The 24710-nt window shown below is 65.4% G+C and carries 25 protein-coding genes and 1 other RNA gene; 4 read left to right on the top strand and 22 right to left on the bottom strand.

What is annotated here, in order from left to right:
- Positions 1-255 precede the first annotated feature (255 nt).
- Together P2G67_RS01930 and P2G67_RS01925 are read left to right on the top strand one after the other, a co-directional pair.
- Positions 256-1428, top strand: coding sequence for a PQQ-dependent sugar dehydrogenase (locus tag P2G67_RS01930; protein WP_275819471.1), 1173 nt, complete (start codon positions 256-258; stop codon positions 1426-1428).
- A gap of 10 nt (positions 1429-1438) precedes the next feature.
- A complete protein-coding gene (locus P2G67_RS01925) occupies positions 1439-2008 on the top strand; it encodes a DUF2076 domain-containing protein (protein ID WP_275819468.1) in 570 nt (189 codons plus the stop codon).
- A gap of 54 nt (positions 2009-2062) precedes the next feature.
- On the opposite strand, the gene P2G67_RS01920 is transcribed toward P2G67_RS01925, so the two are convergent.
- Positions 2063-2992 carry a bifunctional 5,10-methylenetetrahydrofolate dehydrogenase/5,10-methenyltetrahydrofolate cyclohydrolase gene (locus P2G67_RS01920; protein WP_275819466.1) on the bottom strand — a complete coding sequence of 310 codons (930 nt, stop codon included), beginning with the start codon at positions 2990-2992 and terminating at the stop codon, positions 2063-2065.
- Positions 2993-3242: 250 nt separating this feature from the next.
- Between P2G67_RS01920 and P2G67_RS01915 the strand changes: the two genes are divergently transcribed.
- Positions 3243-3842: a superoxide dismutase gene (locus P2G67_RS01915; protein ID WP_275819464.1), complete on the top strand. Its 600-nt coding sequence runs from the start codon at positions 3243-3245 to the stop codon at positions 3840-3842.
- A gap of 268 nt (positions 3843-4110) precedes the next feature.
- On the opposite strand, the gene thiD is transcribed toward P2G67_RS01915, so the two are convergent.
- The 21 genes from thiD to P2G67_RS01810 form a co-directional block, all read right to left on the bottom strand.
- Positions 4111-4911 carry a bifunctional hydroxymethylpyrimidine kinase/phosphomethylpyrimidine kinase gene (gene thiD / locus P2G67_RS01910; RefSeq protein WP_275819463.1) on the bottom strand — a complete coding sequence of 267 codons (801 nt, stop codon included), beginning with the start codon at positions 4909-4911 and terminating at the stop codon, positions 4111-4113.
- A 32-nt stretch (positions 4912-4943) separates the two neighbouring features.
- Positions 4944-6299 carry a phosphoglucosamine mutase gene (gene glmM / locus P2G67_RS01905; RefSeq protein WP_275819461.1) on the bottom strand — a complete coding sequence of 452 codons (1356 nt, stop codon included), beginning with the start codon at positions 6297-6299 and terminating at the stop codon, positions 4944-4946.
- Positions 6296-7363 (bottom strand): dihydropteroate synthase, encoded by a 1068-nt coding sequence (gene folP, locus P2G67_RS01900; protein ID WP_275819459.1) that lies wholly within the window; start codon positions 7361-7363, stop codon positions 6296-6298. Before folP ends, glmM begins: the two co-directional genes overlap by 4 nt.
- Before the next feature lie 173 nt (positions 7364-7536).
- Complete coding sequence (gene ftsH, locus P2G67_RS01895) at positions 7537-9459, bottom strand: ATP-dependent zinc metalloprotease FtsH (protein ID WP_275819457.1); 1923 nt, start codon at positions 9457-9459, stop codon at positions 7537-7539.
- Between the two features lie 42 nt (positions 9460-9501).
- On the bottom strand, positions 9502-10884 hold the full coding sequence (gene tilS, locus P2G67_RS01890) for a tRNA lysidine(34) synthetase TilS (protein ID WP_275819455.1): 1383 nt from the start codon (positions 10882-10884) through the stop codon (positions 9502-9504).
- Positions 10865-11788 carry a tol-pal system protein YbgF gene (gene ybgF / locus P2G67_RS01885; RefSeq protein ID WP_275819453.1) on the bottom strand — a complete coding sequence of 308 codons (924 nt, stop codon included), beginning with the start codon at positions 11786-11788 and terminating at the stop codon, positions 10865-10867. The genes tilS and ybgF overlap by 20 nt, the downstream gene beginning before the upstream one ends.
- A gap of 151 nt (positions 11789-11939) precedes the next feature.
- Entirely contained in the window at positions 11940-12440 is a 501-nt protein-coding gene (pal, locus tag P2G67_RS01880) for a peptidoglycan-associated lipoprotein Pal (protein WP_275819452.1), read from the bottom strand.
- 164 nt (positions 12441-12604) lie between these two features.
- Positions 12605-13957: a Tol-Pal system beta propeller repeat protein TolB gene (tolB, locus tag P2G67_RS01875; protein ID WP_275819450.1), complete on the bottom strand. Its 1353-nt coding sequence runs from the start codon at positions 13955-13957 to the stop codon at positions 12605-12607.
- Positions 13954-15264 (bottom strand): cell envelope integrity protein TolA, encoded by a 1311-nt coding sequence (gene tolA, locus P2G67_RS01870; protein WP_275819449.1) that lies wholly within the window; start codon positions 15262-15264, stop codon positions 13954-13956. Before tolA ends, tolB begins: the two co-directional genes overlap by 4 nt.
- Before the next feature lie 19 nt (positions 15265-15283).
- Positions 15284-15739, bottom strand: a complete 456-nt coding sequence (gene tolR, locus P2G67_RS01865; protein ID WP_275819448.1) for a protein TolR — start codon at positions 15737-15739, stop codon at positions 15284-15286.
- 3 nt (positions 15740-15742) lie between these two features.
- On the bottom strand, positions 15743-16468 hold the full coding sequence (tolQ, locus tag P2G67_RS01860) for a protein TolQ (protein WP_275819447.1): 726 nt from the start codon (positions 16466-16468) through the stop codon (positions 15743-15745).
- Entirely contained in the window at positions 16449-16943 is a 495-nt protein-coding gene (ybgC, locus tag P2G67_RS01855; RefSeq protein ID WP_275819445.1) for a tol-pal system-associated acyl-CoA thioesterase, read from the bottom strand. The genes tolQ and ybgC overlap by 20 nt, the downstream gene beginning before the upstream one ends.
- A complete protein-coding gene (gene ruvB, locus P2G67_RS01850) occupies positions 16940-18004 on the bottom strand; it encodes a Holliday junction branch migration DNA helicase RuvB (RefSeq protein ID WP_275819443.1) in 1065 nt (354 codons plus the stop codon). The genes ybgC and ruvB overlap by 4 nt, the downstream gene beginning before the upstream one ends.
- Entirely contained in the window at positions 18001-18615 is a 615-nt protein-coding gene (gene ruvA, locus P2G67_RS01845; protein ID WP_275819441.1) for a Holliday junction branch migration protein RuvA, read from the bottom strand. Before ruvA ends, ruvB begins: the two co-directional genes overlap by 4 nt.
- On the bottom strand, positions 18612-19118 hold the full coding sequence (gene ruvC / locus P2G67_RS01840) for a crossover junction endodeoxyribonuclease RuvC (protein ID WP_275819439.1): 507 nt from the start codon (positions 19116-19118) through the stop codon (positions 18612-18614). Before ruvC ends, ruvA begins: the two co-directional genes overlap by 4 nt.
- A 56-nt stretch (positions 19119-19174) precedes the next feature.
- Entirely contained in the window at positions 19175-19924 is a 750-nt protein-coding gene (locus tag P2G67_RS01835) for a YebC/PmpR family DNA-binding transcriptional regulator (protein ID WP_275819437.1), read from the bottom strand.
- A 237-nt stretch (positions 19925-20161) separates the two neighbouring features.
- Positions 20162-20971 (bottom strand): TIGR00282 family metallophosphoesterase, encoded by an 810-nt coding sequence (locus tag P2G67_RS01830; protein WP_275819435.1) that lies wholly within the window; start codon positions 20969-20971, stop codon positions 20162-20164.
- A 36-nt stretch (positions 20972-21007) separates the two neighbouring features.
- On the bottom strand, positions 21008-21598 hold the full coding sequence (locus P2G67_RS01825; RefSeq protein ID WP_275819433.1) for a 5-formyltetrahydrofolate cyclo-ligase: 591 nt from the start codon (positions 21596-21598) through the stop codon (positions 21008-21010).
- A 43-nt stretch (positions 21599-21641) separates the two neighbouring features.
- A non-coding RNA gene (gene ssrS, locus P2G67_RS01820) (6S RNA) lies at positions 21642-21801 on the bottom strand.
- 31 nt (positions 21802-21832) lie between these two features.
- Complete coding sequence (locus P2G67_RS01815) at positions 21833-22132, bottom strand: cell division protein ZapA (RefSeq protein ID WP_275819431.1); 300 nt, start codon at positions 22130-22132, stop codon at positions 21833-21835.
- Between the two features lie 5 nt (positions 22133-22137).
- Positions 22138-22398: a hypothetical protein gene (locus P2G67_RS01810; protein ID WP_275819429.1), complete on the bottom strand. Its 261-nt coding sequence runs from the start codon at positions 22396-22398 to the stop codon at positions 22138-22140.
- A gap of 279 nt (positions 22399-22677) precedes the next feature.
- On the opposite strand from P2G67_RS01810, the gene tkt reads away from it, so the two are divergent.
- Entirely contained in the window at positions 22678-24690 is a 2013-nt protein-coding gene (gene tkt, locus P2G67_RS01805) for a transketolase (RefSeq protein WP_275819427.1), read from the top strand.
- Positions 24691-24710: the final 20 nt, after the last annotated feature.

Raw genomic sequence — 24710 nt, 5'->3', positions numbered from 1 at the left:
CGAACCGGATCTGCTTGATCCGGCCTGGATTCAAACCTGAAACGCAGATCCATGCAATTGATCGGATTGCCAAGCGAATCTGATGAATTTCGATCTGCATTAAGGTTATGGATCATGCCGCGCTGAACAGTCTCCCACAAGCCCGGGTGCTCATCGGCGCGGGCAAACGCACTCAGCACGCGGTTTTACTGGCACGAGGGTCAGCGGTTCCTAAATGCATGTTCAAGAACGCGCCGAACAGAGGAGACCAGGCCGATGCCCGCGACCGATTCGCTTTCCTTTTCATCGTCCCGAGGGCTTGTGGCCGCCTCCCTGCTCGCCGCCGGCCTGGCGCTGACCGCCTGCAGCACGCCGGCAGACGCGCAGCCATCCGAGCAGGATTCCTGGGACCACGCATTCAGGCTGGTCCCACTCGTGGAGGGGCTCGCCCACCCCTGGGGATTCGCCTTCCTGCCGGACGGACGCATGCTCGTCACCGAGCGCCCCGGGCACCTGCGGGTGATCGACCAGGAGCACCGATTGGACCCAGACCCCGTTCCCGGCGTGCCGGAGGTGGTGGTGCAGGGTCAGGGCGGCCTCCTGGACATCGCCCTCCACCCGGACTTTGAGGAGAACGGCTGGGTCTACTTCACGCTTGCCGGCCAGGACGGTCGATCCGTCACCACACAGCTCGCCAGGGCACGATTCGACGGCGAGGCATTGCAAGAGACCACCATCCTCTTCTCGGCGGAGACAGAAGGATCGGGCGGACGACACTTCGGCAGCCGAATCGTCTTCGATCGCGAGGGCTATCTCTGGATGACCGTCGGTGAGCGCGGCAGCGCCGATGAGGCTCAGAATCTCGCCAATCATAACGGAACGCTGCTGCGCCTGCACGATGATGGAAGCGTGCCTGCAGACAATCCCTTCGTCGACGAACCCGACGCACGACCGGAGATCTGGTCCTACGGCCATCGCAACGCCCAGGGCATGACCCTCCATCCGGACACGGGCCGCGTCTGGCTGCACGAGCACGGACCGCGTGGCGGGGATGAGATCAACCTTCCGGAAGCCGGCCTGAACTTCGGCTGGCCGATCACCACCCATGGCACAGCCTACTCGGGCCTGCCCATGGGCGTGGGGCCGGAGGCGCCGGGCATGGAGCCGCCGCTGCTGCACTGGACGCCCTCCATCGCGCCGTCCGGCATGGCCTTCTATACAGGGGAGGATTTCCCGGCCTGGCAGGGCGACATCTTCGTTGGCGCCTTGGCACTGCCGCAGTTGCGGCGTGTCATCATGGATGGAAGCGAGATTACCGGCGAGGAGACGCTGCTGGGTGACTGGGGACAAAGAATCCGCGACGTGCGGATGGGCCCCGACGGCTATCCCTACCTTTTGACCGATGCATCGCAAGGCGCGCTGCTGCGCCTGGAACCAATCGAAGAGTAAGGAAACGAGAATGGATCAAACCGAACGCCAGGTCATCGAGGAGCTGTTCGGCAAGCTGGAACTGGCCGAACGCCAGGGCGGCGCGCGCGACGAACAGGCCGAAGCCCTGATCCGGGAGCGCCTGGAACGCCAGCCGGCCGCGCCCTACTACATGGCCCAGGCCATCGTGTTCCAGGAGGAAGCCCTGAAACAGGCGCAGCAGCGCGTCCAGGACCTGGAGAACGAATTGTCCCAGCGGCCTGCCGGCGGCGGCTTCCTCGCCGGGCTGTTCGGCGGCAACAACGAGGCTGCCGGCCAGCGCAGCCAGGGTGGGGCGAACCGCAGCGCCAGCCCCCTGGCCAACTACCGTGACCGTCCCGGCTTTCTGGGCGGCGCCATGCAGACGGCCATGGGCGTTGCCGGCGGCCTGATGCTGGGCTCCTTCCTCGCCTCCATGGTCACCGGCGGAAGCGAAGCAGCGGCCGCCGATACCGCGCCCGGCGAAGCCCAGCCGGAACCCGGTGCCGACCCAGGCGGCGATGCCGGTTTCGACAGTGGTTGGGACGGTGGCTTCGACGACGGCGGCGGCTTCGACTTCTGAGGCAAGAACGACAGGCTAGCGGGCTTCAGTCAGCACAGGCGGCTGGCTGGAGCCTCACGCCGAGCTGGCAAAGGCCGATTCGTAGTGGCGCTTTTGCAGCTGCAGTGCCGTCAGGGTGTTGCGCATGAGGATGGAGACGGTGACCGGTCCCACGCCGCCGGGCACCGGGGTAATCCATCCGGCCACATCGTAGCAGCTCTCGAAATCGGCATCGCCGACCACGCGGGTTTCCCCCTCGGGAGTGGTGACCTGGTTGATACCGATGTCGATCAGCGCACAGCCGGGCTTGATCATGTTGCCGGTCACCAGGCCTGCCTTGCCCACCGCGACGAAGACCGCGTCTGCCTTGCGTGAATGCATGGCCAGGTGGCGGGTCATGTGATGACAGACCGTGACCGTGGCCCCTTCGTTCATCAGCAGAAAGGCGATGGGCTTGCCGACGATCTCCGAGTGCCCGATCACCACCACCTCGAGCCCCTTCAAGTCGAGCCCCGTCGCCTTCAGCAGCTCCACCGAGGCCACGGAGGTACAGGGGCCAAGGGTCAGCTCATTGTAGACGATGTTGCCGATGGACGCCGGGTTCATACCCTCCACGTCCTTCAGGGGATGGACCGCCGACTGCAGTTGCTTGATCGAAAGGTGCGCCGGCACCGGGCGCTGGATGATCACGCCGCTGACCCGCGGATCTGCATTCAGCGCGTGGATCACCGCCAGCATCTCGGCCTGGGTCACGGAGTCCGGATAGACCCGCTCTTCGAAAGCGATCCCCAGCTTCTCGGCCACCCGCCGCTGATTGCGCACATAGAGCACGGCAGCTTGAGCGTCGCCCACGCAGATCGACACCAGGCGTGGCTGCCACCCCTGCTCGGCCAGTGTGGCAACCGAGGTGGCGACCTCGGCCCGAATCCGCTCCGCCAAGGGGCGCCCGCGCAGCAGCTTGTGATCGTCGTTTGAAGCGGTCTTGAGCTGGGGCGATGCACTCATCTTCAGGTTGGCCTTTCTAGTTGTGCTGTGAGGTGCATACGCTGTCGGCGCGAAGGGAACCAGCCCGGGACCGGCATGCTTGCTCTCTCAACCGACCTCGGAGAAGCTCGCCCCGTGGAAGGGCTTGCGCAAATCCGGGCGGCCGGTTCACATTCGCTTTCAGTTTCCTATGTGAGTCCCGAACAGATCCTCCCAAAGAGGCACTCCGGCATGAGGCCGGCATCTGCGACAGAAAAGAAGGAGAGACCTCATGGCATTCGAGCTTCCGCAGCTCCCCTACGCCCAGGACGCGTTGGAGCCGCACGTCTCGGCGAAGACACTCAGCTTCCACCATGGCAAGCATCACCAGGCCTACGTCAGCAAGACCAACGAGCTGATCGCCGGCACGGACCTCGAAGGCAAGTCGGTCGAAGACGTGATCGCGGCGGCCCGGCAGGCCGGGAACAAGGGCCTCTTCAACCAGTCGGCCCAGATCTGGAACCACACCTTCTTCTGGAACTCCATGGCCCCGAACGCTGGCGGCCAGCCCAACGGCGCCGTGGCCGACGCCATCAGCCAGGCTTTTGGCTCCTATGACGACTTCGCCGCCAAGTTCAAGGCGTCTGCGGTCGGCAACTTTGGCAGCGGCTGGACCTGGCTGGTCAAGGGCGCCGGCGGCCTGGAGATCGTCAACACCGACGACGCCGACACCCCGCTGGTGATGGACGGCAAGACCCCGCTGCTCACCGTCGATGTGTGGGAGCATGCCTACTATCTCGACTACCAGAACCGTCGTCCGGATTTTGTGCAGGCCTTCCTGGATCACCTGGTCAATTGGGACTTCGTGAACAAGAATCTGGCAGGGGCCTGATCGCTCCACTGGTAACCAGCAGCGAAGGGGCCGCAGCGATGCGGCCCCTTCGTGTTTGCGGGCCGTGCCGGCGTCGCACTGCGCACTGGTTGACACGAAGTGCACGAAGAATTGCATGAAGTGCACAAAGAATTTTTGTATGAAAGGGGTTAACGGCGGCTTGAGTCGCCCTTGGTGAACCTCGTGAAACCCTTCGTGTTCTTTGTGTCTCGACCGCCTTCGAAGTTTACACCAGCGCCACGTTCAACACGGCGCGGTAACGGGCGCATCATCCGTCGAAATGGCCGACCGTATGGCCGTGATTGACCGGCCCCTGTCCCCGCCCCAATCCGGGAGCGGTCCGCAGCGCTTCCTGCAGATAAGCCCGCGCACGGCGGACGGCATCGGCGAGAGACAGACCCTGCGCAAGACCGGTGGCTATGGCGGAGGCCAGGGTGCAACCGGTGCCGTGCGTCTGCTCAGTGTCGATCCGCGGCCCCTCGAAGCGCTCCACACCCCCGGCAGTCACCAGCACGTCGATCAGCCAATCGCCGCTCAAATGACCGCCCTTGAGCAGCACGGCCTCCGGACCCATCGCCAGAATCTCCTGCGCCGCCGCTTCCATACCGGCAGCGCCATCGATGCTGCGCCCGATCAGCTTCTCGGCTTCCGGAAGATTGGGGGTCAACAGCGTTGCCTGCGGCAGAAGGTGCTGCTTCAGCGCCGCGACCGCGGCGTCCTGCAAGAGCGTGGCGCCCGACTGCGCCACCATCACCGGATCGACCACCAGGGGCAGGCCGGGGCGCCGCTCCAGGGCAACCGAAACCGCCTCGATGACCTCCGGTGAATGCAGCATGCCGGTCTTGACGGCGTCGGCGCCGAGGTCGTCCAGCACCACATCCATCTGTTGAACGACGAAATCCGGCTCCACCGGCAAGACCCCGAAAACGCCCAGCGTGTTCTGCGCGGTCAAGGCCGTGATTGCGGTCATCCCGAAGCCACCCAACGCCGTGACCGTCTTGAGATCGGCCTGAATCCCTGCACCGCCGCCGGAATCCGAGCCGGCGACGATCAGCACTCGTCCCTGCATCTGCTCACCCCACTCCCACTAAGAAACAGCCTTCAGGCCGGTGCCGCGGCCGCTTCCTCGATGCAGCCGGCCAGTTCCTCGACCACCTTGCGAACGAGGTCAGCATCCTTGCCCTCGCCCATCACGCGGACCAGCGGTTCAGTTCCCGACTTGCGGATCAGGAGCCGCCCGCCCTCGCCGAGCGCCGACTTTGCCGCCTGGATCGCAGCGTCGACTGCCGGCTGCTCCAGCGGCTGGGTGCCGGCACGAAAGCGCACATTGCGCAGCAGTTGGGGATAGGGTTCGAACACGGCCAGCACTTCGCTGGCCGGTCGGCCGCTGCCCACCAGAACCGCAAGCACCTGCAGCGCCGCGATCAGCCCGTCGCCCGTGGTGCTGTAGTCGGAGAAGATCAAATGGCCGGACTGCTCGCCGCCAAGATTGCAGCCCTCGGCGCGCATGCGCTCGACAACATAGCGGTCACCCACTGGCGTGCGCAGCAGCTCAACCCCCAGGCCCTGCAGATGGCGTTCGAGACCGAGATTGGACATGACCGTGGCCACCACGCCAGGGCCGTGCAGGCGCTCGGCGCGGTGCCAGTAGCTGCCGATCAGCGCCATCACCTGGTCGCCGTCGATGCGCTGGCCGCGCTCATCCACCAGGATGACCCGGTCGGCATCACCGTCCAGGGCGATGCCGAGGTCGGCACCCTCTGCCACCACCCGCTCCTGCAGAGCGGCCGTCGCCGTGGCGCCACAGTCCTGGTTGATGTTGAAGCCGTTGGGCTGCACGCCCAGCGCAATCACTTCAGCGCCCAATTCGAACAGCACCGTGGGCGCCACCTTGTAGGCCGCACCATGGGCACAATCGACCACGATCTTAAGGCCGTCGAGCTGCAGGTTCCGCGGGAAGCTGCCCTTGATGAACTCCAGATAGCGGCCATAGGCATCGTCGAGGCGCCGGGCGCGACCCAGGCTTTCTCCCGGAACCCGCAGATCCGCCACCGTGTTCATCGCCGCCTCGATGGCGGTTTCCTCCTCGTCGGACAGCTTGAAGCCATCCGGCCCGAAGAGCTTGATGCCGTTGTCGTCAAAGGGGTTGTGCGAGGCGGAGATCATGACTCCGAGGTCGGCGCGCATGCTGCGGGTCAGCATGCCCACCGCAGGGGTCGGCAGCGGGCCGAGCAGCACCACGTCCATGCCGACGGAGAGAAACCCCGCCGTCATGGCCGGCTCCAGCATGTAGCCGGACAGCCGCGTGTCCTTGCCGATCACCGCAAGGCCATGCCGGCCCGGATGGCGGAAGCGCGCGCCGGCGGCCATGGCCAGGGCGAGCGCCGTGGCTGCCGTGATCGGTTCCTCGTTCGCCCTGCCGCGAACCCCGTCGGTGCCGAAGAACTTGCGGGTCATGCCCCTGCCTCACTGTCGGTTAGAATTTGGCTTTCAAGCGTATCATGGTTTGCCGTCACCGCACCCACCGCTTGCCAAAGCGCCACGGCTTGCAGCGTTTCGGCGACATCATGCACCCGGTGAATCTGTGCGCCACGGTCGAGTCCAGCCAGCGTGACGGCCAGAGTGCCGGGCAGCCTTTCCTTGGGCGCTTCACCGCGAGAAACCTTGCCAATGAAAGACTTGCGGCTCGCGCCCAGAAGAACCGGACAGCCCAGGCCGTGGAAGAGAGCCAGGCGCGCGACGAGTTCCAGGTTGTGCTGCACCGTCTTGCCGAAGCCGATGCCCGGATCGACGCAGACACGGCTCAGCGGAATTCCCGCATCCAAGCAGGCCTGCACCCGCGATGCCAGATAGTCGTATATGTCGAGCGCGACGTCATCATAGTGCGGCGCCTGCTGCATGGTGCGCGGTTGCCCCAGCATGTGCATGAGAATGACCGGCAGGCCGCTCTCAGCCGCCACGCGCAGAGCGTGAGGGTCACTGCTCAGCGCCGAGGTGTCGTTGATCACCGCCGCGCCGGCAGCGGCAGCCTCCGCCATCACCTTGGCCCGCCGCGTGTCGATGGACACACGCACGCCCTGATCCACGAGGGCCCGCACCACCGGGATGACGCGGGCCAGTTCCTCGTCTAGCGTGGGCGGGTCGGAGCCTGGACGGGTGGATTCTCCACCCACATCGACAAAGGCTGCCCCCGCCTTCCACATCGCCAGTCCGTCGGCTATCGCGCGCGCCTGATCAAAGCGGTCGCCACCATCGGAGAAGGAGTCTGGGGTGACATTGACGATGCCCATCACGCTGGGCCGATCCATGGCCACGCCCGCGAAAGGCGGCCGTACGGCACTGAAGCGGGCCAAGCGATCCGGCGGGATTTCATCCAGCGCGCAGGCCCGGCGCTGGACGCTCCCGGCAGCCCGGTGTGCCAGCAGCGCTGAGGCAAAGCGCAAGGGGCCACCCGCCAGGCGAACGCCATTGGGGATCTCACGCGCGGGGGTGAGGGGTTGCAGATAAACTTCTTCGCTCATGCTTTGCTTTTAGCCCTGCAGCCCGGCGGGGGAAAGTCGCGCGGCAGGTTCGGAGACGAAGGGACCGCCCCATACCCATTCGGACGCGTCACTGCCTCCACCGGCGCCAGGCTCGACTCAAAACCGCCCGCAGCTGCCTGCGGGCGGTGATAATGCTTGATGGCGCGTCTTCGTCAGCCTGCCGGTTCCGGCTCCGGGCCGATGCCGCCGCCTTCCTTGGAGGGTTTGCCACTCGTCGGCACAGAGGACTTCTTGCCCTTGTTCGACTTCGGCTGCGGCTCACGCTCCTGCTTGTCGATGGTCTCACCGCGCAGGACGCGCTGCACCTCATCAGAGGACAGGGTCTCGTACTCCAGCAAACCCTTCGCCAGGCGATGCAGATCCTCCATGTGCTCGGTCAGCACCTCGCGTGCCACACCTTCGGCTTCGTCGATGATGCGACGCACCTCTTCGTCGATCATACGCGCAGTGGCTTCGGAAATGCTCTGCTGCCGCGCAACCGAGTGACCCAGGAAAACCTCATCCTGGTTCTCGTTATAGCGCAGCGGGCCGAGCTTCTCAGACATGCCCCACTCGGTAACCATGCGGCGGGCCAGGTTGGTAGCCTGCTGGATATCGTTGCCGGCACCGGTGGTAACGTTCTCGTCACCGTAGATCAGCTCTTCCGCCACACGACCGCCGAACATCATGGCGAGCTTGCCGTGGATTTCCTTCTTCTTGAAGCCGTAGCGATCGCGCTCGGGCAGCGACATGGTCACACCCAGAGCCCGCCCGCGCGGGATGATGGTGACCTTGTGCAGCGGATCGTTGCCCTCGATGAACATCCCGACCAGGGCGTGACCGGCCTCGTGGTAGGCGGTCAGCTCCTTTTCCTCGTCGGTCATGGCCATCGAGCGCCGCTCCGCACCCATCAGGACCTTGTCCTTGGCCATCTCGAAGTCGAGTTGCGTGACCACCCGCTTGCTGTTGCGCGCGGCGTTCAGCGCGGCCTCGTTGACCAGGTTGGCCAGATCGGCGCCGGAGAAGCCCGGAGTGCCGCGCGCGATCACGCGTGCGTCAACATCCGGTCCCAAGGGCACCTTGCGCATGTGCACGCGCAGGATCTGCTCGCGTCCGTTCACGTCGGGATTCGGCACCACGACCTGCCGGTCGAAGCGGCCGGGCCGCAGCAGCGCCGGATCGAGAACGTCCGGACGGTTGGTCGCGGCGATGAGGATCACCCCCTCGTTCGCCTCAAAGCCGTCCATCTCGACCAGCAGCTGGTTCAGCGTCTGCTCGCGTTCATCGTTGCCGCCGCCCAGGCCGGCGCCACGATGGCGGCCGACTGCGTCGATTTCGTCAATGAAGATGATGCAAGGCGCATGCTTCTTACCCTGCTCGAACATATCGCGCACGCGGCTGGCGCCGACACCGACGAACATCTCCACGAAATCCGAGCCGGAAATGGTGAAGAAGGGAACATTGGCCTCACCCGCGATGGAGCGGGCCAGCAGCGTCTTACCTGTGCCCGGCGGCCCCACCAGCAGACAGCCCTTGGGGATCTTGCCGCCCAGGCGCTGGAACTTCTGCGGGTCGCGCAGGAACTCGACAATCTCCTCCAGCTCCTGCTTGGCCTCTTCGATGCCCGCGACGTCCTCGAAGGTGACGCGGCCGGTCTTCTCGGTCAGCAGCTTGGCCTTGGATTTGCCGAAGCCCATGGCCTTGCCGCCGCCGCCTTGCATCTGGCGCATGAAGAAGATCCACACGCCGATGAGCAGCAGCATCGGGAACCAGGAAATCAGGATGGAGAGCAGCGGATTCACGCTTTCCTGCGGCTCTGCATTGATCTGCGTGCCGGAATCGCGCAAGCGCTCGACCAGGGAGGGATCGTCCGGCGCATAGGTTTGGAACGACCGGCCGTCGCTCAGGCGCCCGGTAATGTTCTCGCCCTGAATGGTGACTTCCTGAACCTGTCCGTTCTCGACATTGTCCATGAACTGAGAATAGGGCAGCGTCGTCTGCGGCGAACGCGACCCGCTACCCTGGAACAGGTTGAACAGGGCAAAGAGCAGCAGGATGATGATGATCCAGAGCGCTGCGTTACGGCTGAAGTTCAAGACGGTCGTTCCCTCAATACCTGCCGCGGCGGCTGCCGCCGATTACGAGCATCCGAAGCCTGCTGCCTGCAGAATGCCTACCCGCCCGGATAAGGTAAAGTCCGACCGGGCCGCCGCCTGCGGCGGGCAAGCGGAAATCCGCAAGAAGCCCGGCGAAAAACCCGGCTGATAGAGGTTCAAGTGGGGCACCGCCACGACAGCTTCAAGATATCGTAGGGCCGGAAGCGCTGCGCGGGCCGCGCCGGGAACGGCCTCGCACCAGGCCTCACCCGCTGGCGGCTGCAATCCGCTGCGATTTGCAGCGCCCAGGGCACCCAGGTAAAAGGCTTCCGGATCACATCCTGCGCCCGCCGCTTGATCGAGTTGGATCTGGTAGCGCCGGTCCCATACGCAAGTCTCACCCGGTGCCAGTTTCAGGCTTTCCACCCCTGCAGCCTCGCGAACGACAAGCCACTGCGCGGGGCGTCGAATTAGCCTGCACCCGGCCAGGGTCAAGCCTTTCGGGCGTTCCCGCAACCGCCCGAGAGCGCGGCGCAAGACGGCGCTGCGCGGCGGATAGGGACGACCGCCGACCGCCTGAACAACATGCCTCAGCACTCTTAAGGCGAGCGGGTGTGGAAGCGCTTCGAAGTCCTCGACCGGCAAGGAGGCACAGCCCCCGGGATGGAGGGCGAGATACTCTCCCATCCAAGCGGCGCAACGCGCGTCCGCCCACCCCCGCAAGCGGGCAAAGGTCTCTGCCGCTGCTTGCCATCGCTCCGGCGCCACGGTCGTGGCCGGAACCAGGCGGCGCATCCGCACGCGCTCGTGGCGAAGGTCATCGTTGCTGGGATCTTCGCACCAGGCGAGACCGGCGTCGCGCAGCGTGGCCTTCAGGCTCTCCTTGTCGACCGTCAGAAGCGGCCGAAGCAATCGCAAGCCTGCCCCGCGGCGCTGCGGCGCCATCCCGGCAAGGCCATCGAGATCGCTGCCCTTCGCCAGGCGCAGTAGCAGCGTCTCGATTTGGTCGTCGCGATGATGGGCCAGGAGCAGATGCAGGCAGCCGGCCTCGCGGCAGGCCTGTTGCATTAGGGTAAGCCGCGCCCTGCGGGCCGCCGCCTGGACCGGGCCGCTTTGCGGTGGGTCGCGCCACAGCAGCGTGCGGTGCCCTGCCCCCAGCGCCGCGGCATAGGCCGCAACCTGACGCGCCTCCGCCGCGGCTTCAGGACGCAGGCCGTGATCCACCGTCAAGGCGATCACCCTGCCCGATCGCGCTTTCGCCCAGCGGCTGGCAAGGTACAGCAAGGCCAAGCTGTCCGCGCCGCCGGACACGGCGCAGGCAATCAGCGGTTCCGGCTCGAAGGGCTCCAACGGCGCCATGAGGGCCGCAAAAGCCGCATCGTTCAGCGGCTCGGGTGCAGCGACGTCAGCAGCCCAGCCGCTCACGTTCGGCCCGGGAGCGTTGCAGGATCTGCTCGGGCGCATTGGCGTAGCGGCGTTCCAACTCTACCAGCGTGCCGCAGGCATCGTCCCGGCGGTCCAATGCTCCCAGCGACATGCCAAGTTTCAGCAGGTTGTCCGCAGCTTTGCCCGAATCTGGATACTGCTGGAAGCCTTCAGCAAAGACCCGGGCAGCGGACACATAGTCACCGCGCACGTAGTGGGTCTCGCCCAGCCAGTACTTGGCGTTGCCGGCCAACTGGTGGTCGGGATGGCTCTCGATGAAAGACTCAAGCGCCGTTTCAGCTTCGTCCCAGCGCGCCTGGCGCAGCAGGCCGAAGGCGGCGTCATACTGCTCAGCCGCGTTGCCGCTGGGCAGGCTTGCCTGGGCGCTCTCGCCCGGCCGTTCATCGGGTTCGGCTTCGGCCGGCGGCTGTACGAGCGGTCGCGCGGCCGGGCTATCCTGATCCTGCGGCGGCTGACCGTAACTCTCGCTGGCGGTTCCCAGTACCCGGGGACCGGCGCCTTCAGTTTCGGATTCCGGTGGCTGGTAATAGGCGCCGGCGGAGGGATCGGGTCGTGCGGGCGTCTGCTCGCTTCGCGATTCCAGCCGGTCCATGCGATCCGAAAGCTGGCGCAGGCGATATTCCATCGTTTCGACGCGGCCGGTCAGATCGCGGACCACCCTTTCGAAGGCATCAATGCGATCCCCGCTGTAGCCGCTGGCCTGAGCCAGTTGAAGATGGCCACCCAGTTCCTGCAGTTCGCTACGCACCTCGACAAGGTCGCGCTGCAAGCCGGGAGCTTCCGCAAACGCCGTACCCGCCAACACGGCGCCGAGCAGGCTTCCCAGCAGAGAGACACGCAGGCTTTTGGACTGAACGGACTGCAATCGACGAGAGGCGGTCATGCGACTCTCCTCCAGGGTCGTAGAAAATTGCGCGCTTGCGGCTGCTTGCCGCAGCTTCGTGGCACGATTAGGGCGCGGCTACGCCGAAAAAACAACCGCCCGCGCTCCCAGGGGAGGCAGGCGGTTGCACAACGCATCGCGAAGAACTTTGTCAGCGCACGGAAAAGACGGCGCGACGGTTCTGTTCCCAGGCATATTCGTTCGACCCCGTAACTTCGGGGCGCTCCTTGCCATAGGAAATGGTGTTCAGACGCGATTGTGAAACACCTTGCGACACCAGCACGTCCCGCACGGAGCTGGCACGACGATCACCCAGCGCCAGGTTGTACTCACGAGTGCCGCGCTCATCCGCATGGCCTTCGATTGTGAGCTGGACATTCTGGTGCTCATTCATCCACTGGGCGACCTGCTCCACCGTCCGGCGCTGATCACCACGCACGGAGTAGCTGTCATAGTCGAAGAAGACCCGATCGCCGATGGTCTGGCGCAGCTCTTCCTGGGTGCCCGGTGCCGCCAAACCGAATTGTCCGCCCGACTGCCCGGAAGCGCCGGCGTTGGCACCGGCACTGGCGTCGGCGCTCTCCCGAGGCGTGGTTTCGCAAGCGGCGAGAAGCAGCGCCGCGGCCGCAATCGTCAGAAGCTTATATCGCATTTTCGGGGTCCCCTGTATGTCTCTCGGCGCGCGGCCTGACGAGACTGAAGTGAACGTCGCACCGACGCTTGACACGTTCGCGGTCACCGCTGCCGCACAGGCAATCCGTGGCCTGTCGTATTTCGCACGTGTGCGGTGCACAATAGAGTGACGGGAGTCCACGATCAAGGGGCTCCCGGCAGGGTTTGGAGCGGCGACCAGGCCGGATCCGATGCATCCATCGGCGTCGGCAGTTCCCGCTCATTGAAGCCGGTGACGTCCACCGTCACCAGCCGACTACGCACTTGGCCGGCACTGTCCGCCGGCTCCTGCCGGAAGAAGGACAGAACCCGGCCATTGGGTGCCCAGGTCGGACCTTCCACCAGATAGCCACGGCTGATCATGCGCTCGCCCGAACCATCGGGACGCATAACGCCGACGTAGAAGTTCCCCTGATGCATGCGCGTGAAGGCAATGAGATCGCCCCGCGGCGACCAGACCGGCGTGGCATAGCGGCCATTGCCGAAGGAAATCCTCTCGGCGTTGCTGCCGTTGGCATTCATCACATAGAGCTGCTGTCCCCCGCCGCGGTCCGAGTTGAAGACGATGCGTCGTCCATCCGGGGCGTAAGAGGGCGAGGTGTCGATGGAGGGATGGTTGGTCAGGCGCTCGGTGCTGCGGGTGCGCAGGTCCAGGGTATAGATGTCAGTGTTGCCACCCGAGGACATGGAGAAGATCACCTCGTCGCCATCGGGCGAGAAGTTGGGCGCGAAGGTCATGCCCGGGAATTCCCCCAGCACCTCCTGTTGCCCGGTGTTGAGGTTGAATAGATAGACCCGCGGCCGATCGCCTTCGTAAGACATGAAGGTAATCTCCTGGGTGGTCGGCGAGAAGCGCGGCGTGAGAACCAGGTTGCTGCCATCGGTGAGGTAGCGATGATTCTCGCCGTCCTGGTCCATAATGGCCAGGCGCTTCACCCGCCGGTTCTGCGGACCGCTTTCCGCCACGTAGACGATCCGGGTATCGAAATAGCCCTCCTCGCCCGTCAACCGCTCATAGACCTCGTCGGAGATGATGTGAGCGATCCGTCGCCAGTTGGCCGGGGCGGTCGTGTAGGCCAGACCGACCATCTGTTGCTCCGCGAGCACGTCCCACAGTCGGAACTCCACCCGCAGCCGGCCGTCGGCCTGCAGGTCTACACTGCCACTGACCAGCGCTTCGGCGTTGATCAGCCGCCAGTCGGCAAAGCGCGGGCCGGCGTGGAGCGATTCCGGTTGCTGGATGAAGGCCCGGGGATCGACCGCCTCGAAGAGGCCGGATCGCTCGAGATTCGCTGTTATGACCTCAGCGATGTCCTGACCGGTTTCGGCGGTCTCCCCATCCAAGGGGTGGAAGTTCACCACGGCGACGGGCAAAGGCTCGACAAAGCCGCGGGTGATATCGACGGTTAGCTGGGCCTGTGCCCGCTGGTCGGCGGGAAAACCGCCAAACAGAACCAGCAGCAGGACACCGGCGAAGAGGCTGTAGAATCTGGTCATCCTCCGAACATCTCCCTGGGATCGAAGTTGAGGACGAGGTCGCGCCACAGGTCGTAGTCCTGCGGCGGCAAGTCGAACGGTGAGCAGGCAAGCACGGCACGCACTGCCGCATCCGCTGCTGATCGATAGTATCCGTCGCTCGCATAGCGTCCCGGCTCCTGGACGCGCGGCGAGCCGATGACACTGCCATCCGAGGCCAGGCGGACGCGGATGGGCACGAGCAGACCACGCGCTTCCTGCCGGCCACCGTCAATGCGCCAGCAGCTCGCCACCTGATCACGGATCATGTTGCCGAGTTCCGCGGCGCGGCGCTGGACCGCCGCGCTGTTGCGCGGTGCTGCACTCTCCTGAGACGGTGTGGGTGCACTGGCCTGCTGTTCGCGCTGCGGCTCGAGGTCCTCCACGTTGCGCAGGATGGAGGCCAGGGGATCGGCCTCGCTTTCCGATTCTGCTTCGGTGACAGAGGGCTCCACTGGCCTCGACTCTTCCTGGGGCGTTTCCTCCGGAGTCTCCTCATCCGGCGCCTCGGCCTGCTGCAGACTGCTTGGCACTTCTGCCGGCCGCGGTCGCGGCACCGGCGGTGCATCCACGGCCTCTGCCATTTCCGTCGTCTCCGCCGGCGCGCTCTCGGCAGTCTCCGTTTCCTGCGCCTCAGTGGACTCGGGCTCGCTGGCGGTCAGGGCCGGCTCTTCCGAGGTCTGTGCTTCTTCGCTCGGCGCGGCGAGTTCTGCGGTCGGAGTCTCTGGGGCATCGGGCACCAGCGCCGCACTTTGCTCCGGCGCCGCCGTGCTCTGGGACGGCGGCTGGGGACTGGCCTCCGCCGGGGGCGCTTCGGCCAGCTCGGCGGTTGCCGCTATTTCCGGCGCAGCCTCGATGTTGGCTGCGGTGTCAACTTCCGGCGCCCGAGAGGGCGTCGGCGGCGTCGGCTGAGCCGTGGCCGCTGTTTCCGCTGGGGCTTCCTGCGTTGGCGCCGGGGCCTCACTTGGGGCGGCGGTTTCGGACTGCTGCGTCTCGATGCTCTCCGCCTCACTCTCCGCAGTGGCCTCAGGCGAGTCCGACTCCGAGGCGGCTTCCACTTCGGCCTCGTCTGCGGGCTCGATCGGGGTCTGCGTCAGAGCATCGTCGAGCAAATCATCCTCAGTCAGCATTTCCACAGGGACAGACATGGACATCTGTCGGTCGCGACTGAACTGCGGGATGCCCACCAGCAGGATCGCCAACACCCCCAGATGCAACAGCACAGACGCCACCAGCGGGCGCTTCATGCCGCGCGGCTCTTCCCCCGGATAAGGGTTATAGGCTGACATGGGCGTGCGATTCCGCTCCTCAGCGCGCCTGAGTCTCGGGGCGGTCGACGATCAAGGCCACACGACTGAAGCCGGCCTGGTTCAGCCGCCCCATCACCTGCATCACTGTCCCATAGGAAACCGACTGGTCGCCGCGCACATGCACACGCGCCTCGAAGTCATTCTCGGTAATGGCGATCAAACGGGGCACCAAGGCATCCAGCTCGACCGGCGTCTCCTGAAGATAAACCGAGCCCTCGGCGTTGACGGTCAGTTCCAGCGGCTCGCCGCTGTCCGTCACCGCGCGGGCGGACACCTTCGGCAGGTCCACCGGAACCCCCACAGTGAGCAGCGGTGCCGTCACCATGAATACGATCAGCAGCACGAGCATGACGTCCACGAAGGGCGTCACATTGATCTCACTCATGGGCTGCCAGCGCCGGCGCCGGAAGCCACCGTGACGCTCGCCGCGCCGACTCATGATGGGCCCGGACATGGCTCAGCGCGCCTCTTCCAGCTGACGGGACAGAATGGCAGAGAACTCGTTTGCGAAGGCTTCCAAGCGCTGGCCGTAGCGGCCGATGTCGTTGTTCAGCTTGTTGAAGCCGATGGTCGCAGGGATCGCCGCGACCAGCCCCAGGGCGGTGGCGAAAAGCGCTTCCGCGATACCGGGAGCCACCACCGCCAGGGAGGTGTTGGCCGTGGCCGCGATCGAGGCGAAGGAGTTCATGATACCCCAGACGGTTCCGAACAGGCCGATGAAGGGCGCGGAGGACCCCACGGACGCCAGAAAGATCATCTGCTTTTCCAGGAGATCCATCTCGCGGCCGATGGTGATGCCCATGACCCGGTCCGCACGTTCGCGCAAGGAGAGCACCGATTCGTCATCAATGGTGCTGCCGCGCCGGGCGAAGCGGCGCCATTCGCGCATGGCCGCCGAAAAAACCGCTTCAAAGGGGCCCTGCGGCTCAGCGCCAATTTCGTCGTAAAGCTCGTCCAGGGGCTGACCCGACCAGAAGGCTTCCTCGAATTGCTCTGCATGACGGCGCAGGCGACGCAAGCGCGCCGACTTCTCGAAGATGATGGTCCAACTCCAAATCGAAGCCCCGATCAGGATGAACATCACTGCCTTAACTACAAGATCTGCCTGGAGAAACAGACTCCAGATCGTCATTCCGCCGGCATCGCCGGCCAGCTGAGCGGCATCAACCGCAGCCGTTTCCATTTTCCTGCTCACTCCCCCTTTCGGGTTGGCAAAACTCTTGGAGATGGCGCCTGACCTCAGCCGGCATCCGAACCGGACGCCTGGTCGCCAACCGAATCATTGCAAGCTGCAAACGAATATCGACGAGAAGATGGCCGTCTCTCAGGACACGCTGATGCACGTCGATGCTGGCGGGACGCGCCCCTGTCACACAGGTGTGTACCTCCAAAAGGTCGTCAAACCGGGCCGGCAAGCGATAATCCAGATTGACTCGCCTCACCGCAAACCCGAGACCTTCCTCGTCCTTCAGCCGCCTCTGGTCAATACTCAAAAGTCTTACCAACTCGCTGCGCGCCCGTTCGACAAAGCGCAGATAATTGGCATGGTAGACTATTCCTTGGGCGTCTGTGTCTTCGTAATAGACACGAAGTGGCATTACATGGACACAGCCACGCAAGTACCCGACGCTTCCCTTGGCGGGTCCTTGAGAAGTCATTCACTTTCACCCTCTCCTTCACCGGCACCGAGAAGTTCGAGCTGCTCAACGACGGTGCGCGGCGCTTCCAGGCCCATGTGGGCGTAGGCGGTCCGGGTGAGCAGTCGCCCGCGCGGGGTACGCTGGATGAAGCCCTGCTGCAGCAGATAGGGCTCGATGACCTCCTCGATCACGTCGCGCTGTTCCGAGAGCGCAGCCGCGATGGTCTCCGCCCCCACCGGACCGCCCCCGTAGTGCTCGGCAATGCAGGCGAGGTAGCGCCGATCCATGGCGTCGAGGCCGCGCTCGTCAACCTCCAGACGGCGCAGGGCTCGATCGGCCACCGCCGCATCGACGACGCCATTGCCGTCCACTGCGGCGAAATCACGCACCCGGCGCAGCAGTCGTGCGGCCACGCGTGGCGTTCCCCGGCTGCGGCGCGCCACCTCGGCGGCCCCTTCGGGAGTCATGTCGAACTTCAGGACCCGCGCCCCGCGACTCACGATCTCCTGCAGTTCATCGGGCTCGTAGAACTGCAGCCTTTGGGGAATGCCGAAGCGCTCGCGCAGGGGACGGGTGATGAGGCCGCTGCGTGTGGTTGCGGCCACCAGCGTGAAGGGCGGCAGGTCGATCTTGACCGAGCGCGCTGCCGGCCCCTCGCCGATGATGATGTCGAGTTGGAAATCCTCCATGGCGGGATAGAGGATTTCCTCCACCGCCGGCGACAAACGATGAATCTCGTCGATGAAGAGGACGTCGCGCGGCTGCAGGTTGGTCAAGATGGCTGCAAGGTCGCCGGCCCGGGCGATGACCGGACCCGAGGTCGCCCGAAAGCCGACACCCAGTTCCCGCGCCACGATCTGCGCCAGGGTGGTCTTGCCCAGCCCCGGCGGGCCATGGAACAGCACGTGGTCGAGGTGTTCGTCGCGCGCCTTTGCCGCCTCAACGAAGACGCGCAGATTGGCGCGAAGCTGCCTTTGCCCGATGAAGTCGTCCAGGATGAGCGGCCGCAAGCCCTGCTCCGCATCCTCCGCGGAAAGCTCGGGCGCCACCACCCGCTCGTCGGAACCTGCCTGGCTCATCGTGCCAGCTCCTGCAATCCGGACTTGATGAGGGCCTCGACACCGGCCGCCTCACCCAGTTCAGCCGCTGCCTTGCCGACAGCGGTGAAGGCCTCGCTACGGCGATAGCCCAGAGCCACCAGGGCGTCGACCGCATCACCGCTTGCCGCGGGTGCCCGGCCGGCGCCGCCACCTGTCGCTGGCGGACTGAACTCGGAAATCACAGCCAGGCGCCCTGCCTTCTCCTTCAACTCATGCACCACGCGCTGCGCCAGCTTCGGCCCCACACCATTGGCCCGGCTCACCGCTGCCTTGTCCTGGGCCATGATGGCCGTGGAGAGTTCGGCGGGATCCAGCACGGACAGAATGGCCAGAGCATGGCGCGCGCCCACCCCCTGCACGGTCAGCAGCAGGCGGAACCATTCGCGTTCGGCGCGCTCGAGAAAACCGTAGAGATGGATGTGGTCTTCGCGCACATGCGTGTCGATCAGCAGCGCAAAGGCCTCGCCCTTCCCCGGCAGGCGCCCCAGCGTGCGCGCGGAGGCAAAGACAAGATAGCCGACGCCACCGACATCAATGAGCAGGCGATCCTCGTCGACCTCTTCCAGCAAGCCCTTTAACTTGCCGATCATCGCGCCCTGCCCGCCGCCGGCGCCCAACTGCGCAGGCTGCCCATGTGATGGGCGTGGCAGATCGCCACCGCCAGGGCATCCGCCGCATCGGCCGAGGCGAGCGCGCAGCCCGGCAGCAAACGTTCCACCATCATTTGTACTTGCTCCTTGCCGGCATGACCGGTCCCTACAACCGACTTCTTGACGATCATCGGCAAATATTCGCTGACAGGCAAACCGGCCGAAGCCGGCACCAGCAGCGCGACGCCCCGAGCCATCCCGAGCTTGAGCGTTGAGGAGGGATTGCGATTGGCAAGGGTCTCTTCCACCGCCGCCGTTTCCGGCCGATGCTCTTCCAGGACCTTTTCCAAGGCGCGGGCAAGCTGCATCAGGCGTTCGGCAAGACTGAGGCTGTTGTCGCTCAACAGCGTACCGTTGGCGACATGGCTCAGGCGGCTGCCCTGCTGATCGATGATGCCCCAGCCGGTCCGCCGCAGGCCGGGATCGAGCCCAAGCACGCGCATCAGACGCAACTCGCTTGCGCTCTTCGGGCGGCGAGCGGCGCGGACATGGAATGGCCTCAGGCAGTCAGACGCGCCAGCACGTCGTCGGCAATGTCGTAGTTGGCCGAGACCTGCTGCACGTCGTCGTTGTCGTCGAGCGCATCGATCAGCTTGAACAGAGTCTGGGCCTGCTCCTCGTTGACCGGGGTGGTGTTCAGCGGCCGCCAGACGAGCGAGGCGCTCCGCGGATCGCCAAAACGCTCACTGATCCGATCGCGCACGTCCGAGAAGTCGTCCGCCGCGCAGGTGATGACGTGCTCCTCTTCACTTGATTGCACGTCTTGCGCCCCGGCTTCCGCCGCTGCCTCGAAGAGGCTGTCCGCATCTCCCGCCTCGGCAGGCAGAACGATCTCGCCCACGCGCTCGAACTGGAAGGAGACCGAGTTGGTCTCGCCCAGCGAGCCGCCGTTCTTGGAAAAGATCGTGCGGACCTCCGCCGCGGTGCGGTTGCGGTTGTCGGTCAGCGCCTCGACCATCACCGCCACACCGCCAGGGCCATAGCCCTCATAGCGGATCTCCTCGTAGTTGACGTCGGCTCCTTCGCCGGTGGCGCGCTTGATCGCGCGCTCCACGTTGTCCTTCGGCATGTTGGCGGCGCGAGCCGCCTGGATGGCTGCGCGCAGGCGGGGATTGCCCTCCGGGTCTCCCCCGCCGCTCTTGGCCGCAACGATGATCTCGCGGCCGAGCTTTGCAAACTGCTGGGCGCGCTTTTTATCCTGCGCCCCTTTGCGATACATGATGTTCTTGAATTGGCTATGACCCGCCATGGTTCATTCGATCCCGATTGTTCGGCTACCCGATTAAAGCCCAGCGGCGCACAGCGCCCGGTCCCTTGGGGCAGGACCGAAGCAGATGCGTCCGGCAAGAAGGCTCGCGTTTCATCCCCGGCCGCACAGCGCGGCGAGGCAGCGATGATGCCTTCTATCAGGTTTCACCGGCCGGCGAAAAGCGCCACGCGATCTGCGGTCTGATGCGGCCCCGGGCGCTTCGAGCTTCTGCCGGGACTACTGCGGACGTTGTTCGTGCAGGCGGCCACCGAGACGCAGGGGCTCGACGCGTTGTGCCAAGCCGGTGCGGTCGTCGGTCTCGACAAAGACCGCACAGAGCGTTCCCGGCCCCTGCGCCGCCGCCATCCGCTCGGTGGGCAGCTTGCGGGTGAAGCGTTCCAGGGGCACGCGCTTGTCCATGCCAATGACCGAATCGTAGTCGCCGCACATGCCGGCGTCGGTCTGGTAAGCCGTCCCGCCGGGGAGCAGCTGCGCGTCCGCCGTGGGAATATGCGTGTGCGTGCCGACCACGAGGCTGACGCGTCCATCAAGAAAATGCCCCATGGCCATCTTCTCGCTGCTGGCTTCGGCATGCACGTCAACGATGATCGCGTCCACCGTCGACCCGAGCCGATGGCGGGACAACTCCTGCTCGACGGCGCGGAAGGGGTCGTCGAGCGGGTCCATGAAGACCCGGCCCATCACATTGATCACCAGCACCTTGCGACCGCCGGCGGAGAAGACGCCCGCGCCGCGTCCTGGCGTGCCCGGCGGATAGTTGAGCGGGCGCAGCAAACGCGGTTCCGCGTCGATGAAGGTAAGCGCCTCGCGCTGATCCCAGGAGTGATTGCCGCCGCTGATCACATCGGCACCGGCCGCAAAGACCTCGTCACTGATCTTTCGGGTGATGCCGAATCCCGCCGCGGCGTTCTCACCGTTCACCACGATGAAATCGAGGTTCAAGGAGCGTCTCAGCTCAGGAAGATGCTGCAGCACCACCTCGCGACCCGATCGGCCGACGAGATCACCGCAGAATAGCAGTCGCATGAAAAATCCTTGTCCTGCCCGCGCGGCAAGCCTGCGTCATTCGGGCGTGATGGCCCCGGTTTCGGTCACGATCAGATCAACCTTCTGATCCAGTTCGTCATGGGGCACCTCCGGCAGCTCTTGGCCGGCAAAACCAATGCCGACCGCCTGGATCGCCTTGCGTGCGCGCATTGCCACCAGGGTGCGATCGTAGAAGCCACCGCCGTAGCCGAGACGATAGCCGCGCCGATCAAAGGCAAGCAGCGGCACCAGCAGCAGGTCCGGTTCCATTTCCGGCGACTCCGCAGGCGGCTCGCGCGTGCCAAAGGCCGCGGGCACAAGAGGATTGCCCGGCTTCCAGGCGCGGAACACCAGCGGCTGGTTGTTGCCAATGACCACCGGCAGGCAAATGGGATGCCCCTGAGCCGCCAGCGCCTTCACGGCCGGAAGGGGGTCCAGTTCATCTCCCATAGGCCAATAGGCCGAGACCACGGCACCGGGCCAGGTGGTGACCCTCTGCAGCAGAGAATCCCTCATGCGCTCGGCCGCATCCTGGGGTGCGGCAGCCGCAGCAGCGGCGCGTGCGGCCTGCGCTTCCTTGCGCAAGGCCTGCTTCACCGCCGCGAGATCGTCTTTTGGCGCACTCACGGCGCACCCCCGAAACACGGTTGCAGAGCAGAGTAGAGCAAAAAGGGGTGCCGCCTGAGCCGTCGGTTGCGATTCATCCTCTGTGGCCTGTCATGGACAGGTGGGCACCGCGTAACGAGGCCAGGACCCCGACAGAGGCAGCTCCCTAGAGATGTGCATTGGCCCCAGGGATCGAAAAAACCTGACGCACTCCGCAGCAGCCCCTCGGCGGCTCGCTGTCCGCCGCGGCCAGACTTAGGCTTCCTCAAGGCGTGCTGCAAGGGTATCGACCCGCTGCGCGGCGCTTTGCAGCAGTTCCAGCGTGCCACCATCCTCGGTACCCGAGGCCCCGTTACGGAGTGCCTCGGCCTCATTGGCGATCAACAAGGCGCCCAGAAGCAGCAGGCGTGCCTCTCCCACCTGCCCCAGCCGCGAAACAAGCTCGTGAATGCGCCGATCGAGGTCGGCGCCCAGACGCTCCAACTGCTCTTCCTGACCGTCGGCACAGGCCACTTCGTAGGAGCGGCCATTTACGGAGAGATTAACACGCGCCAAAGCTCCTACTCCTCCAGCACCTCTTCCAGCCGGCTGACCGCCGCGTCGACCCGCCCGGCCAGGGTCTGCAGCAGTTCGCGAAGCTGCGCATTCTCGTCACGCGCCTCGCGCAAGGCCGACTGCAGTTCGCCCTCTCGGGCCGCTCGTTTTTCCACCAGCGCTTCCAGCCGCCCCAAAGCATCATCCAGACGATGCGCGGCCGCGGCCACCGGGTTGCCGTCCTGCGCCCCTGATACTGCGTAGCCGGTCGGCTCGGATATGCTCATGAAAAAGACCTTTCCAGGAATCTTATAAGTACGAGAAGGTACCGCTTGCCTCATCGCAGGGCCGCACCGCTCTCGAGGCCAGAATAGGGATGCGCGGGAGTCGGGGTCAACGACACCTTTGCTCTTCACCCATGGCACGGTTAGGCTGGCCCGGTTCGTCGGTTGACCCCCGCCCCCTGTCTCGGCATTGTGCAGCGCAATGCTGCAACGGGCGGAGCCTTTCGCGCGTTCTCCCCACAGCGCCTCGACCGAGCCTGAACCAAGATTAGTGAGTGCCAGATGAACGCTTCGCCGGCGACACCCGCGGCCGGAACCGACGTGAGCCGCAAGGATCTCGCCAACGCGATCCGTGCCCTGTCCATGGATGCGGTCCAGAAAGCCAAGTCCGGGCATCCGGGCATGCCCATGGGCATGGCCGATGTAGCGACAGTGCTGTTCGATCGTTTCCTGAAGTTCGATCCCCAGCGCCCCGACTGGCCTGACCGCGATCGCTTCGTGCTCTCGGCCGGGCACGGCTCCATGCTGCTCTACTCCCTGCTGCACCTGACCGGCTATCCGGACATGACGCTGGAGGAGCTCAAGAACTTCCGCCAGCTCGGCAGCCGCACCGCCGGCCATCCCGAGTACGGCCACGCCAAGGGCATTGAGACCACCACCGGTCCGCTGGGCCAAGGCCTGGGCAACGCCGTCGGAATGGCACTGGCCGAGCGCATCATGGCAGCGCGCTTCGGCAAGGATCTGGTGGACCACTTCACCTACGCGATCGCCGGCGACGGCTGCCTGATGGAGGGCATCAGTCACGAAGTTGGCTCCTTGGCAGGGCACCTCAATCTCGGCAAGCTGATCGTTCTCTTCGACGACAACGGCATCTCCATCGACGGCGCCACCAGCCTCTCCTGCTCCGACGACCAACTGCGCCGCTTCGAGTCCTACGGCTGGCAGACCTTTCAGGTGGACGGTCACGACCCTGAGGCCGTTGCCGCAGCGATCGCCGCCGCGCAGGTCGACACCACGAAGCCGGCACTGATCGCCTGCCGCACGGTGATCGGCTTTGGTTCGCCGAACAAGCAGGGCACCGCGGCGACGCATGGGGCCCCGCTGGGCGACGACGAGATCGCCGCGACGCGCGAGGCCCTGGGCTGGCCGCATGCGCCCTTCGAGATTCCCGATGCGGTGCTGGAAGCCTGGCGCGCCATCGGCCGCCGCGGCGCCGCCACCGCCGATGCCTGGGAAGCCCGCCTGCAGGCCGCGCCGGCAGAGCTGCGCCAGGAGTTTCAGCGGCGCATGGCCGGCGATCTCCCCGAGGGCTTTGACCAGGCCATCCTGGACTTCAAGCGGAAGGTGCAAAGCGAGCAGCCGAAGGTGGCAACGCGCCAGGCCTCGGGCAACGTCATCGAAACCCTGGCGGGGATCCTGCCGGAGTTGGTGGGCGGCTCAGCCGACCTGACCGGCTCCAACAACACCAAGGCCAAGGCGCAGCAGCCGATCACCGCCGATGACTACTCCGGACAGTACGTCTACTACGGCATCCGCGAGCACGGCATGGCCGCGGCGATGAACGGCCTCGCCCTGCACGGTGGCGTCGTCCCCTACGGCGGGACCTTCCTGGTCTTCTCCGACTACTGCCGACCCTCGATCCGGCTGTCGGCGCTGATGGGCAAGCGGGTGGTCTATGTGATGACCCACGACTCCATCGGTCTGGGCGAAGATGGCCCGACCCATCAGCCGGTCGAGCATCTGGCGGCCCTGCGCGCCATGCCCAACCTCAACGTCTTCCGCCCGGCCGACGCAATCGAAACCGCGGAGTGCTGGCAGGTGGCGCTGCAAACCCAGGAGCGGCCCTCCATCCTGGCGCTGACCCGCCAGGGCCTGCCGACGGTTCGCCAGGAGGCCGGGGAGGACAACTGGTCGGCGCTGGGAGCCTACATCCTCTCCCCTGCCGCCGGTGCGCGTCAGGCAACGCTCTTCGCCAGCGGCTCTGAAGTGCATCTGGCACTCCAGGCCCAGGCGCAACTGCGCGAGGAAGGCATCTCGGCAGCCGTCGTCTCCATGCCGTCATGGGAGCTCTTCCTGGAGCAGCCGCCTCACTACCGCGACGAAGTGATGGGGCCGGGTGCCCTGCCCGTGGCCATCGAGGCGGCCGGTCCCTTCGGCTGGCCGCGCTGGCTGGGTCCGGACGGCGTCTACATCGGCATGCAGGGTTTCGGTGCCTCGGGGCCCGCGGAACAGCTTTACGAGCACTTCGGCATCACGGTGGACGCAATCGTAAAGGCCGTACGCAACGGCCTGTGATGGCGGACATTCTCAACCTG

Source organism: Aquibaculum arenosum (assembly GCF_029222965.1).
GTDB lineage: Bacteria > Pseudomonadota > Alphaproteobacteria > Kiloniellales > DSM-21159 > Aquibaculum > Aquibaculum arenosum.
This window is presented reverse-complemented; position numbering and strand designations above follow the sequence as displayed.